Source organism: Peribacillus sp. FW305-BF15 (genome assembly GCF_058783805.1).
The window spans coordinates 56,307-68,224 of the sequence record NZ_JBYSYV010000019.1 but is presented as its reverse complement, the minus strand read 5'-3'; the positions used below and the strand labels follow the sequence as shown (position 1 = coordinate 68,224).

At 40.6% G+C, this 11,918-nt stretch carries 11 protein-coding genes, 1 pseudogene and 1 riboswitch; of the genes and pseudogenes, 6 read left to right on the top strand and 6 right to left on the bottom strand.

From position 1 onward, the window contains the following. The first annotated feature begins 2 nt into the window (after positions 1-2). The 3 genes and pseudogenes from AC3WLU_RS19265 (at position 3) to AC3WLU_RS19255 (ending at position 2,595) form a co-directional block, all read left to right on the top strand. Positions 3-572: a nitroreductase family protein gene (locus tag AC3WLU_RS19265; RefSeq protein WP_054398091.1), complete on the top strand. Its 570-nt coding sequence runs from the start codon at positions 3-5 to the stop codon at positions 570-572. Between the two features lie 625 nt (positions 573-1,197). Next, positions 1,198-1,275: pseudogene (locus tag AC3WLU_RS19260) on the top strand (SEC-C metal-binding domain-containing protein); the annotation flags it as partial. A 324-nt stretch (positions 1,276-1,599) separates the two neighbouring features. Beyond that, complete coding sequence (locus AC3WLU_RS19255; RefSeq protein ID WP_492597753.1) at positions 1,600-2,595, top strand: S8 family peptidase; 996 nt, start codon at positions 1,600-1,602, stop codon at positions 2,593-2,595. A 54-nt stretch (positions 2,596-2,649) separates the two neighbouring features. Here AC3WLU_RS19255 and AC3WLU_RS19250 read toward each other — a convergent pair whose 3' ends face one another. Beyond that, positions 2,650-3,312 (bottom strand): YcnI family copper-binding membrane protein, encoded by a 663-nt coding sequence (locus AC3WLU_RS19250; protein ID WP_057278512.1) that lies wholly within the window; start codon positions 3,310-3,312, stop codon positions 2,650-2,652. Between the two features lie 18 nt (positions 3,313-3,330). Beyond that, on the bottom strand, positions 3,331-4,965 hold the full coding sequence (locus AC3WLU_RS19245) for a copper resistance CopC/CopD family protein (protein ID WP_492597752.1): 1,635 nt from the start codon (positions 4,963-4,965) through the stop codon (positions 3,331-3,333). Between the two features lie 308 nt (positions 4,966-5,273). Between AC3WLU_RS19245 and AC3WLU_RS19240 the strand changes: the two genes are divergently transcribed. Beyond that, complete coding sequence (locus tag AC3WLU_RS19240) at positions 5,274-6,719, top strand: cadherin-like beta sandwich domain-containing protein (protein ID WP_492597751.1); 1,446 nt, start codon at positions 5,274-5,276, stop codon at positions 6,717-6,719. Positions 6,720-6,783: 64 nt separating this feature from the next. Here AC3WLU_RS19240 and AC3WLU_RS19235 read toward each other — a convergent pair whose 3' ends face one another. From AC3WLU_RS19235 to AC3WLU_RS19225, 3 genes are all read right to left on the bottom strand, one after another. Then, a complete protein-coding gene (locus AC3WLU_RS19235) occupies positions 6,784-8,409 on the bottom strand; it encodes a PAS domain S-box protein (protein ID WP_492597750.1) in 1,626 nt (541 codons plus the stop codon). 116 nt (positions 8,410-8,525) lie between these two features. Further along, positions 8,526-9,182, bottom strand: a complete 657-nt coding sequence (locus AC3WLU_RS19230; protein ID WP_145506867.1) for a TVP38/TMEM64 family protein — start codon at positions 9,180-9,182, stop codon at positions 8,526-8,528. A gap of 123 nt (positions 9,183-9,305) precedes the next feature. Further along, positions 9,306-9,791, bottom strand: a complete 486-nt coding sequence (locus tag AC3WLU_RS19225) for a QueT transporter family protein (RefSeq protein WP_034306030.1) — start codon at positions 9,789-9,791, stop codon at positions 9,306-9,308. A 6-nt stretch (positions 9,792-9,797) separates the two neighbouring features. Further along, positions 9,798-9,842: riboswitch (PreQ1 riboswitch) on the bottom strand. Between the two features lie 172 nt (positions 9,843-10,014). On the opposite strand from AC3WLU_RS19225, the gene AC3WLU_RS19220 reads away from it, so the two are divergent. Continuing rightward, positions 10,015-10,536, top strand: coding sequence for a YbaK/EbsC family protein (locus AC3WLU_RS19220; protein ID WP_063595345.1), 522 nt, complete (start codon positions 10,015-10,017; stop codon positions 10,534-10,536). Positions 10,537-10,641: 105 nt separating this feature from the next. Beyond that, positions 10,642-11,454 carry a CBS domain-containing protein gene (locus AC3WLU_RS19215; protein WP_492597749.1) on the top strand — a complete coding sequence of 271 codons (813 nt, stop codon included), beginning with the start codon at positions 10,642-10,644 and terminating at the stop codon, positions 11,452-11,454. 83 nt (positions 11,455-11,537) lie between these two features. Here AC3WLU_RS19215 and AC3WLU_RS19210 read toward each other — a convergent pair whose 3' ends face one another. Next, complete coding sequence (locus tag AC3WLU_RS19210) at positions 11,538-11,837, bottom strand: DUF3892 domain-containing protein (RefSeq protein WP_057278519.1); 300 nt, start codon at positions 11,835-11,837, stop codon at positions 11,538-11,540. Positions 11,838-11,918 lie beyond the last annotated feature (81 nt).

The following is an 11,918-nucleotide window of genomic DNA, read 5'->3' as shown; positions in this document are numbered from 1 at the left end:
ACATGGAGACTATCGAGGCTATAAAAACGAGAAGAAGCATCGGAATCGTTAAGCAAGATCCGGTTCCTAAAGAAATGATCGAGCAAATCATTGAAGCCGGAACATATGCACCTAATCATCATCGGACGGAGCCTTGGCGTTTTTTTGTTTTGACAGGGGAAGGAAGAAATAAACTTGGGCAGGTATTCGAAGAAATAACAAGAATCGAAAATGCTGATGATACCCCTGAAAGTTTAATCAGCAAGCTCGAAAGGCAAAAAAAGAATCCATTAAGGGCTCCAGTCATCATCGCGGTGGGCATGGAGCCTAGTGATAAGAATAATGTCCTCGTCGCAGAAGAATATGCGGCTGTGAACAGTGCCATCCAAAATATGCTTCTTGCAGCACATTCTCTAGGTTTGGGAGCAGTATGGAGAACGGGGAAAATAACTTATCATGACAAAGTCCGTGAATTTTTCAATTTATCCTCCAAGGGAGAGGTATTGGCTTTCATATACTTGGGTTATCCTGACATGGAGCCGAAACCTGCTAAGAAAACACCGATTGACGAATTGACCACATGGATCGGATGAGGATTAGGATTAGGGGCTGCATCAGTTTATAGACACTGATGCAGCTTTTTTTATTGCCTTCAATAAGGCCTCTTTAATTATGCTTTTACTGAAAGGGATTTGACATTGTCAGGCTTCGTTTCAAGTGACGATTGGTGAATTAGGTTGTACAATACAAAGGAAGAATAAATTTTGATGAATTAGGATGTGTCTATAGATGAGAACGATTGATCCATTTGAGATACTCGATGGAAAAGCGATAAAATATTTGGATGTATTTGGCGTTGAGGATGGCATTGCTTTAAAGAGTAAATACGAAGATAAATCGTATTGGATATATGATTATTATTGCATGCATCAGACTTGTGATTGCCAGGAAGTATACCTTGAATTCGTTGAGGAGCTTAAAGGCAATAAACAGGCGGGACAGCATTTTGGAGTGAGGGTTTCTTTCGGGGATAATCAATTCGTCCTGGAGGATTATAATATTTCGAAGCAAAAGGCGATGGATATCGCGGAAGATACGCTGAAGTACAGTAAAGATGTAATGGAGTTATTTAAACAGCGGTATCAGCAAATGAAGGAAAAAGGCACGCAAATTATCACGGAAAGTGCAAAGGCAGCTAAAATGCCGCATGTTCATGCAGAACCGGTCATTGGCAGAAATGAGCCTTGTCCATGCGGAAGCGGGAAAAAATACAAAAAATGCTGCGGTGCAGCTTAACATCTTGGAAGCTGACTCGATTCGGAGTCGCTTCTTTTTTATTGGAAAAGAGCGTGCTTGGGAAAAAAAAGAGAAAAAAGTGTAGCATAAAACGAACATTTGTTCTATAATAAGAGTACCAGATAATAACACGAAAAGAAATAAAAACTAGTTATTTAGACGGAATTTTCCGAAAACTTCTTTTTTATTTTCATAAATCTGGTATATATAAGAGAGAAGAGTTTTTTGATCTCATCTCTTTCAACGGTAGACGGCAACCAGACGGGATGAAAATCCCTACACTGATGGCAGTTTAACTTATTGAACGAAGGAAGGGGTAATCAAATGACAAGAGAAAAAAGATTAATACCTTACAAAGTTCTTGAAGTGATGGAAACGGTGAAAGAGAAGATTCCTGAGGGTGTCGAGCTTGTGAAAGCACCGGCAATTTGGGAAAAAAGCAGTTATGGTGAGGGCGTGGTAGTTGCCGTCATTGATACAGGCATAGACAAGGGACATCCAGACCTCAAGGAAAGAATCATTGGCGGGAAGGATTTTACCAATACCGGGGATTATCAAGATGATAACGGACATGGGACACATGTTAGCGGTACGGTTGTTGCTGCCATTAATAATGCTGGTGTAGTGGGAGTTGCTCCGAAGGCAAGCATATTAGCGTTAAAGGCCCTGAATGGTCAAGGACAAGGCGACATTGATTGGATTAATGGTGCTCTAGAGTATGCCATCAATTGGCGGGGGCCAAATGAAGAAAAGGTTTCGGTTATTTCACTTTCGCTTGGCGGACCTCCCGATGAGACTGAACACAAACTCATTCAAAAGGCCCTTCAGAACGATATCCTTGTTGTTTGTGCAGCTGGAAATAGCGGTGATGGGCGTCATGAAACGGATGAATTGGATTATCCAGGAGCATATCCCGAGGTAGTGGAAGTGGGGGCTGTGGATTTAAACAGAAATTTAGCGGATTTTTCAAATACAAATGATGAAATTGACTTGGTGGCGCCAGGGGTTGATATTCTCTCTACGTATCCAGGAAATAAATATGCCAGGTTGAGCGGAACGTCAATGGCTACGCCTCATGTAAGCGGTGCGGCAGCTCTCTTGAAAGTGATTGCTGAAAAAGAATTTGAGCGCAATTTAACTGAAGCGGAATTATATGCACAGCTGGTGAAAAGTACGGAAGATCTGGGAATAAGCAAAAAAGCGCAGGGAAATGGACTGCTTAACTTAACGATTACGGAACAAAGAGCTGAAAAATCGATTAAGATTACGATAGAATCAGAAAATCTAAAGTTACCGAGTAAATCGGTGGTCATGGAATAGTAGAGAAAAAAGGTGCCCCAAGAAATTTTTGGGGCACCTTCCATAATGATTATTTTATTTTTTATTTTTCCTTAGAGCAGCAAAAAGGGCTACAATGGAAAGAATTAATGATATGACAGCCAGGGTAATGATCAGCGTTTGGTTGCCATCACCTTCTGTTGTTGCTGCATCCTTTGAATTGTCAGGTGTCGTGGAATCATTAGTGTCAGCTTCATCTTCGTGACCATGATCCGCAGGTTCAGCATCAGCCTTGGGAGCAACCGTGATTTCAGTTACAGAATGCGGTAGGTCTGAGCCTTCTTCACCGCTCCATTCAACGATTTCACCATCTTCGTAATATTGAAATGCATCCCAGGCAACTTTCGTTTCTTCTTTAGGATTTTGTGCTACGAAAGAGAATTGCTGGAATTGTCCAGCAGCTATTCCTTTGTCAGTTGCTGCCCAAGTTACCGTTTTTACATGCCCATCTTTGTCACCTTCTGTCGTTACTTTCCATCCCGGTACAGGCTGATAGCTTTCAAAAGTAACCCCTTCAGGTACTTTTAAAGTCACCTTTGTAGTGGCAGTTTCTTTTTCTACGGGTACTTTAATTGTATAAGTTTCCCACGCCTCAGGTGCAGATGAACTTGGCTTGACCGAAACGTGAGCATATGCTGAACCGGAAAAAATGAATAATGCAGCAAATGTAAAAATAAGTAGCTTTGAAATGTTTTTCATTTTTATAAATCCCTCCTATTATGAATTCCCGATGAAAATTATAAAATCAGCATTGATTGAATCCAGGCTTTCAGTCAATCCATGAACATGGATATTCCACTTTCCTGGCATGGTTAATATAGACTTTGATGTAAATGTCCCTGTGTTTTTCTCCTTCATTTGCAGCTTTATTTCACCGCGTGGCGTATCCAATGGCTGCATCGTGATCGTAAGTTGCTCTATTTCAGCAATTGGCTTGCCTTCATTGGATAGATTTACTTGAATCATGTTATCCCCGACTTCATTGGGCGTCACCATTAATGTAACCTCGTTATTTTCATCAGTCCGTAACGTTTTTTCAATGGGGCCGGGAGAAGACATGGCAGTTTGGACATTTGTTAATAAAGCTGCAACGAGAAGGATGACGATTCCTAAACCAAACTCCATTCCCACACTATAACCAAGTTTTTTCGTTTGCTTTTTCCCTCTGAGAAAATGAAAGCCGCCTAAAACGATCATGATTAACATGAGACCGATTTTCGCTAGTAACAATTGGCCATATGTTGTGTTAAACATTGAATGGATAGTTGGCACATGCTGAAAACTGCTATATATTCCGCTAATAATCAGGATGATTACAAACAGAAATGCCCATTTGGAAAACCTTTGAATGATCGACCAGTAAAAGGTTTTCTTATCTTGTTGGACTGCCTGCCGATCTGCAAGCCCAGGCAAAATCACCAATATGGCCATAAGTCCGCCGAGCCATAAAGCCATGGACAATAAATGAAGGAAATCCATCAAAACGGCCAGAGCCTGATTAGGAACGGCTGCTGTATGTCCGGTGAATGCCTTACAAATCATCAAGCTGGCAATTATGATGAATGAAATGAAAGGTAGTGATTTATTCAATGAGTTCTCGAGCATGAAATAAATTACTAAAAATAGAAGGAGCAATATTAGAATTTCCATGATCCAGATTGTCCCAAAGTTTGTAGCATTCAATACTTCCTTTATATAACTAACATTAAATGCATCGGTCCAACCTACGCCAGCATCGATCGTAACTCTTAAAGGCAGGCTGCAGAAGATGGAAAATGCTAAACCAGCATATGAAAGCCAAAGGTATAGACGGGTTCTTCTGCTGGCTTCAAAAAGTCGGGAATCCTTCATTAGCGATAATCTGAAAAAAAGGATTCCGGTAAGGGCAGCGAAGCATATGTATTGTAGACTTTGAAGAAAAACGTTGATGGAATTCGGAAAACTTTCATTCACTTCGGATTTATTTTGATCTGATAGGCCTGCCGAATCTCCGAATTGAAAGGGGATAGTTCCTTCAATAGGATGGCCATCACTCGAAACCACTCTCCATTTAATATAGTAAATCCCTTCATCGATCGTGCCCTTCCACTTAGCTTCCAGTATTTTTTCACTCTGTTCAGAGATTGTACTGTCTTGAGTTTGAATTTTGTCTCCATCTTGGCTGAATACCTCAAGCGAATGAAAAGCTGGTTGTATATTCTCGCTGAATTGAATGGTGATCTTTTCAGGAAGAGTATCTATTGCTTCATTCGGGCTAGGATTAGAGCTGATTACTGTAGCATGCCCAGAAGCCATTGCCGGGTATAAAAGCAAACTGAATAGGCTGACTACCAGCCATAAATATTTTTTCATCTTGGTGTGCCATCATCCTTTCATCCGATTATGTAAGCCCATTATAAAAGGAAAATGTGAAAAAACAGTGAAAATAATTTAGTTATCTAAAGGCAGTTTAAGAGGTTCGCTATAAAATGAGAACAATAAGTTTTAGTTTTGCCTTCCATTCCAGTATAGCCATAAATAAGTGGTGGGAATTCCACTTTGCATAAAGTTTATACCAAATAGACATCCTCCTTTTGATATAAACTCCATTAAGAAATAATTAAGGTTCCTTTAGTAATCTGAGCCTATCATGTTTAAGGAATTTGGAGGGATAGGTTTTGATGAAGAAGGGATTAAAAGAAACAAGTGTGAAGGTGATCTTGGTTGGTTCCCTTGTGGGGATGGGAACATCCATTTATACGCCAATGACAGAAGCTGCGGAAGGCACTTCTGTCATTTTGGAAGAGGCCCAAACGGTAAATAGTCTTTCAAAGCTAGAGATAGAGGGTATAGCACTGGATCAAAAGTTTACAGAAGATGTACACGACTATAGTTCAACAGTGGGGAATGATGTGGAAAAGATTACCTTGCTTGCAGCAAGCCCTAACGAGAATGCAGCCATATATGTGAATGGTGTCAAAATGACGGATGGTAAATTGAAGGATTTAACTCTTCAAACTGGCATGAATACGTTTGTAATCACCGTCAGCGATGGGGAAAATGAAACCGTAACCTATACTCTCAAGGTCGAAAAACATGAAAATGATGATAACCTTTTAACATCGATTGGATTATCAAAAGGCTCATTAACATTCGATTCTAAGGTGACAGCTTATCATGCTTCAGTTGAAAATGAAGTCCAGTCGGTTACGGTAACTCCGACATTGAGTGACAGTAAGGCAATTGTAAAGGTAAATGGAAAGGATGCAACCAGTGCAGGTGTAAAGGTTACCCTTCCAGTCGGTAAGACAACGGTGAAGATAACCGTTACAGCGGAAAATGGTGATGAAAAAACATATACACTCACGATTACACGGGCTGCAGCCGCAGCAAAGGAAACGGAATCGAAAGCTGCTCCAAAAGAGGATGAAGTTCAAAAGGCCCCCTCAACAGGAACGAGTAAAGCCCAACCTTCCACGGATAAGGGGAGTAAAACATCTTTAACATCAGCGGAATCCTCTAATAATCAAAAGCCAAGCAGTGGTGTCAGTGAAGTAACGAATGCACAGCAAATTGAAAGTATTTCAGCACAAAAAGTGAAAACGGATTCTATTGAGAAAGTAACGTCCGCAGATTCTTTAGGCGAGGAAGGCAATAATGGACCAGTGTTGAACAGCCTGACGGTATCATCCGGCGTATGGAACAAATCTTTTGAATCTAATGAGCATACCTATCATATAGAGGTCGATAATGATATTTCTTCAGTCAAATTGAATGCAACGACAAATGCCAGCGGAGCAACGATTGAATATGACGGTGCGAGCAGTGCGAAAGTGAAGATCAAGGATAAAGCAAAAACGGCCATTTCCGTTACCGTTTCAAAGGATGGGGAGCGTCGTACTTACGTCCTTGTTTTCGAAAAGGACATGGATGTTGAAATGGATGAGGAAGAAACCGTGGATGATGTCAAAACAAAAGAGGTGGAAGTTGAGGCAGCGCAAACGAGTACAGCTGGTATGACGGAGAACGAAACATCCAATGATCCAGGAGGCCAGACTAATGGGAAACAACCTGTTGAGACGGTTTCATTCTTTGGGAATATAAAGGAATTCTTCACTCTCTGGTAAAATAGGATGGTTTTGAATCCTGCAAAAAAAGGACAAGGTTCAGGCTTGTCCTCGAAGTTCATATTTATATGGGCAAAATGATTTGGACCTCGGTTCCTTGGTTCAGTTCACTGTTAAACCGGACCTTTCCCCGATGCGCCTCAATGATTCGGCAACTGACTGTCAGTCCTAATCCGGTTCCTTTTTCTTTTGAAGAATAGAAAGGCTCTCCAAGATGTTTTATGCGGTTTTTTTCTATTCCGCTACCGTTATCTTTGATGGTGATGGAAAGGTTATTGTTCATTCGTTCAAAATCAATCCAAATGTGGTCGGCGGATGCCTCCATGGAATTCTTGAGCATGTTTATGAAAACTTGTTTTAATTGATTTCCCTCACATAATAGAAGCGGTATTTCATTTTTGACAGATATTGATATTTTGGTGGGGTACGAGTCCGCCTCTGGTTTCAACAAGGTTTTGACATCATTCATCAGGTCGATGATTTGATGTTTGCTGAATGGAAGTTCCTGTGGTTTTGCCAGAACGAGTAACTCGCTTACAATAAGATTGATCCGGTCCAATTCACTTAACATGATCGTGTAGTATTGTTCAAAGGGATGGTCGCTCTTTTTAAGCAGTTGGACGAAACCTTTTAAAGAAGTCAGCGGATTTCGTACCTCGTGGGCTACACTTGCGGCAAGTTCGCCGACTATCGATAATTTTTCGGTTCTTCTTAAGCGTGCTTCGGTTTCTCGAATTTGAGTGACTTCTTTAGCATAAGTAATGATTCCGACTAAATCCTCGCCAACCATCATCGGGACAAACGTACAAGAAAGTAAGATGGACTTCCCGTACTTCGTCAGGAATTCTATATCTTTCCCTTTTTTGATCCCCTTTTGGTTTTCCATGACATATTGGCATGATGTACGGATCAATTCCGCGTCTTCTGCTGAAAAATTCAAATTAATGAATGAAGCGCCATGTATTTCTTCCTGTTGAAAGCCTGTTACCGTTTCAAACCTTGGATTCACGGTCGTGATCATTCCATTTAAATCAAGCATCAGCATCGGATAAGGGTTGTGCTCAAACAATGATTTATAGCGTTGTTCGCTATCAAATAATTGATTCTCCGCGACAACTCTTTCAGATATATCCCTGCCAATGACGACTAAGCCTTTACGTGAACCATCTTCATTGAACAGGGGAACTTTAATCGTATCAAAGGTCTTGTGATTGCCATCGGGAAGAGGGATGATTTCCTCGCACCTAGTAATTTCCCCCTTTACCCACGTTTCTTCATCGGAAATTTCACAGTAGATCAACGATTCTTTATAAAATTCGGTGTATTCTGCGAGCTCACTGTCTCTTTTTCCCTTATAATCTACATGCTCCAATTGAAATAATTGCAGCCCGAAGGTATTGGATTCAAGCCATCGGCCATCCCCATCCTTGAAATTAACGAAATCCACCATTGAATTGATGAGTGTGCGCCGACGTTGTTCCGCCTCTTTTAATCGTTTGAATTCTTCCTTTTTAGCTAAATAAAGATATAGAATTAAGCCTATTGATAAAAGGAAAACAATGCCTTCCACCCTTTGGAGTTGAATGAAGACCTCTTTATTATGGATATTTGTAGTTAAAAAATAGTCGAATACGACTAATGTAAGAATCCCGGATAGGATATATATTGCTAAGATGGAGCGTTTGGACATGGAGATTCTCCCTGTTTTTAAGACATTTCAAAGGTAAAAATACATACACATTTTAACAAACTATCGGAAAAAAATATATGCAGAATCTCTAAATAAAAAAACAGGGGCCAATGTGGTCACCTGTTTTTTCTGAAGAGGGTTAGTTTCTTCTTCTTTTTTGCACGCTTATAGATCATGAAGAATAGTAAGAAGAGGAGTGCAAGAGCAGCTAGCGTATATTGGTTCATTTCAACAGATAGCAGTCCATAGGGAATCAGTGATAGGAAGAAAAAGTATATAAGGTTGCCAAGTGCCGTCGCCAATAAAAAGTCTTTGAAAGTGACGGTGCTGACTCCGGCTGCCAAGTTAATTAAGCTTGTGGGGATAAGCGGGAAAATCCTGCCTGTAAACACGTACATGAAGCCATGCTCCACTACAGATTCTTGCCACTTTTCACCAATCTTCTTTAAAAGAAGCTCCTGAAACCAGTTTCTTGCTGCATAAAAAATGAATCCTGAGGCAACAACACTTGTAAACCAACTCCATAGATAGCCATATATGAATCCGAATATCGTGACATTGATGGTTAGGAGCAAAATTAAGGGGATGATTGTAAAAGAATTTTGTACAAACATCAATACGAATGTCACAATAAATGTAAGCAAAAGATTTTCCTTCAATATGCCAATAACAGAATCCAAATCACTTTTCCAAACCAAAGTGAACAGTTCTGCATTAGAGTATATAAAAATTGCGATTACAAGTAGACCGATTATGGTCAGGACTTTTTTCAAAGGGCCACCACCATTCTTACTAATAGTTTATCATTTTCGAGTTCAATGGTGAAAAAAAAGAGCTGCCGCATCATGCAGACAGCTCTTTTCCATTATAGTGGCTTAACGGCCCGGAGATTCCTTTTAAAGCCACTTTTCAAACTGAATTCTTTTGTTCATTCCATAAATGATTGGCGCTCCAATCAAAAGGACAACGAACTCACCGACAGCTGTAGTCATCCAGCTTAGCCAGAATGGCAAGCCAAAGGCAAGGTTCAGTTCAATTGCAATTAAAAACATTGTGAACGTGAAAAAGATAATCGTAGCGACCATACGTCCTTTAATGCCTTTTATGAAACGAGACACATAAATGACAAGCAATAAGGCGAGCAGGGATTGGCCCACCCCAAAAATCAAATCATATGGCACCATCGGCGAAAAGAGCAGATTCGATATGAAGACTCCTCCAACGATACCGTAGATATACTTTTTATTGAATACAATCAGATGATTCAACATTTCCGGTACACGGAATTGGAACATCTCAAAAGCTATTGGTTTAAACACCAATGAGACCGCCACATACAAGGCAGCCAATAACCCGTTTATCACGAGTGTACGAACATTCATTTTACTCTCTCCCTAGTTTTTTATCGTGGGATGGTTACGAACCACGTGCAGGCGTTTACCCGATGTTTAATAGTAGCCCATGTAAGCTTGTTTCGTCAATTTGTAAAGAATGGTTTTAATTTATAGGTTTCCAATCAGATGAAGCAGCACAATTGGATTTTGAATTATTGCAATGAAGGATGATATTATTTCAATATGTACATAAAAAGGAGTGAATATTAATATGTCGATCGAAAGTGTCAAAAGCCATTTTAAACAATGGAATCGGGAAGGCGACGTAAAGGAGTTCGAAACATCTAGTGCCACGGTGATTGAGGCAGCGGAAACCATCGGTGTTATCCCAGCGCGGATTGCCAAGACCCTTTCCTTTAAAGGGGAAGGTGAACACGCGATTTTGGTCGTTGCCGCAGGGGACGCGAAAGTGGATAATAAGAAATTTCGTCAGACGTTCGGTTTCAAGGCACGAATGCTTTCACCTGATGAAGTGCTTGCACAGACCGGCCATGCAATCGGAGGCGTTTGCCCGTTTGGCCTGGCAAACGATTTAGCTGTTTTTCTTGATGTATCGATGAAGCGCTTCGAGTCATTGTTTCCGGCTTGCGGCAGTTCCAACTCTGCAATAGAACTTACACTCGCTGAATTATTTGAATATTCAGGTGCCAAGGATTGGGTGGATGTTTGTAAGGGGTGGGAAGAGAAGGGGAATGTGGAAACGGCAGCAGGAAATGCAGTTGATGGCATTTGATGAATGGGATGGAGTCCACTAAAGTGAACTTTATTTGGGGCCGCATTCATTTCTATTATTAAAGCGGAAAACGGGCAGAAAGTGTTCCTGATCGGAGGTTGAAAGATGTTAAATGGAAGCGAAAGAAAAAGCAATAGCAGCTATCTGAGTCTTAAAACTCTTTATGAAGAAAATATAACGGTTAAGAGCATTGCCCAGGAACTTGAGTTTTGCCATAAAAACGATCTGGCGCTGGATATCCAGAAAGCAATGAAAAAAAAGAATTTTGATATATTGGCAGTCCAAGATCAAGGGGAAATCATCGGATATATAGAAAGGCAAGAACTAGGTGAGGGAAGTATTTCTGAATATATGAGAAACTTCTCACCAAGGGAAATGGTTTCGAATTCAACCCCTTTGATCCAGCTTCTCAATATTTTTAAGAATAAGACAAGGGTGTTCGTATTAGAGAATAATTCAATTAAAATGTTGATTACCCATGCCGACCTCCAAAAGCCTCCGATCAGGATGCTGATATTTGGATATATTACCTTATTGGAAATGAGGATGAGCGATATCATCCTGGATAGATTCGGCGATGGCAGCTGGTATCCAATGATCAGCGAAGACCGTTTAGAAAAGGCAACCGAATTATATAAAAGGAGAATCGATAAAAATGAGGATATCAATATAATAGAGTGCCTGCAAATCAGTGATAAATTCGATATTATACATAAAGATAAAGAATTGAGGTACTTCTTCCAAATCCCTTCGAAAAGTAAAGGGAAGAAGGATGCGAATGCCATCCGAAAATTACGGGATAAGATTTCCCATGCTAATGAACTGGGTCTAGACATGTCATGGATGGAAATCATCGAGGTTGTCGAGTCCTGCGGCCGACTGCTCGAAATCTCTGAATCCTATCCTTATGAAAAATAAGATCCGGCTAATCATGCTGGTTCTTTTTTTTGCGCATCCAGATAGAAAAAAACTGCCCGTATCAGGCAGTCTCCCCGAAAAATTCAAAACTCCGGCAGTTGATCCAGGTTATTTTCTTTTATCCCATCGGGCTCACTCCGTAATATGTCACGTCCATATTTATGAAAGACGTCAACGTTGGCCAGGTTACCAGCTTTGGCTTCCGCAAGGGCTGAGGGGTAGTCGAGTTCGCGGCCGGAGTTCGTCTTGATGGCGATAATATTGTCCTCTTCATTTTTCCTTACGGCGATGATTTCTTCTTTTCCTGCTGCTGAATCACTTTGGTTTGCTTGCGGTGTTCCCTGCTGTTTATATGACTCATAGGCTTCTTCAAATTGGTCCATGGTTTAGACACCTCCTATTTATAGGGTGAACCATTTTTCTTGCAATATACAAACCGGATTTCGTCCAACTTGAGCCGTTAA

What these genes read in the sequence shown, in the direction of transcription:
- AC3WLU_RS19265 (WP_054398091.1), top strand. Translation starts at nt 3, where the DNA reads ATGGAGACTATCGAGGCTATAAAAACGAGAAGAAGCATCGGAATCGTT.
- AC3WLU_RS19255 (WP_492597753.1), top strand. Translation starts at nt 1,600, where the DNA reads ATGACAAGAGAAAAAAGATTAATACCTTACAAAGTTCTTGAAGTGATG.
- AC3WLU_RS19250 (WP_057278512.1), bottom strand. Translation starts at nt 3,312, where the DNA reads ATGAAAAACATTTCAAAGCTACTTATTTTTACATTTGCTGCATTATTC.
- AC3WLU_RS19245 (WP_492597752.1), bottom strand. Translation starts at nt 4,965, where the DNA reads ATGAAAAAATATTTATGGCTGGTAGTCAGCCTATTCAGTTTGCTTTTA.
- AC3WLU_RS19240 (WP_492597751.1), top strand. Translation starts at nt 5,274, where the DNA reads ATGAAGAAGGGATTAAAAGAAACAAGTGTGAAGGTGATCTTGGTTGGT.
- AC3WLU_RS19235 (WP_492597750.1), bottom strand. Translation starts at nt 8,409, where the DNA reads ATGTCCAAACGCTCCATCTTAGCAATATATATCCTATCCGGGATTCTT.
- AC3WLU_RS19225 (WP_034306030.1), bottom strand. Translation starts at nt 9,791, where the DNA reads ATGAATGTTCGTACACTCGTGATAAACGGGTTATTGGCTGCCTTGTAT.
- AC3WLU_RS19220 (WP_063595345.1), top strand. Translation starts at nt 10,015, where the DNA reads ATGTCGATCGAAAGTGTCAAAAGCCATTTTAAACAATGGAATCGGGAA.
- AC3WLU_RS19215 (WP_492597749.1), top strand. Translation starts at nt 10,642, where the DNA reads ATGTTAAATGGAAGCGAAAGAAAAAGCAATAGCAGCTATCTGAGTCTT.
- AC3WLU_RS19210 (WP_057278519.1), bottom strand. Translation starts at nt 11,837, where the DNA reads ATGGACCAATTTGAAGAAGCCTATGAGTCATATAAACAGCAGGGAACA.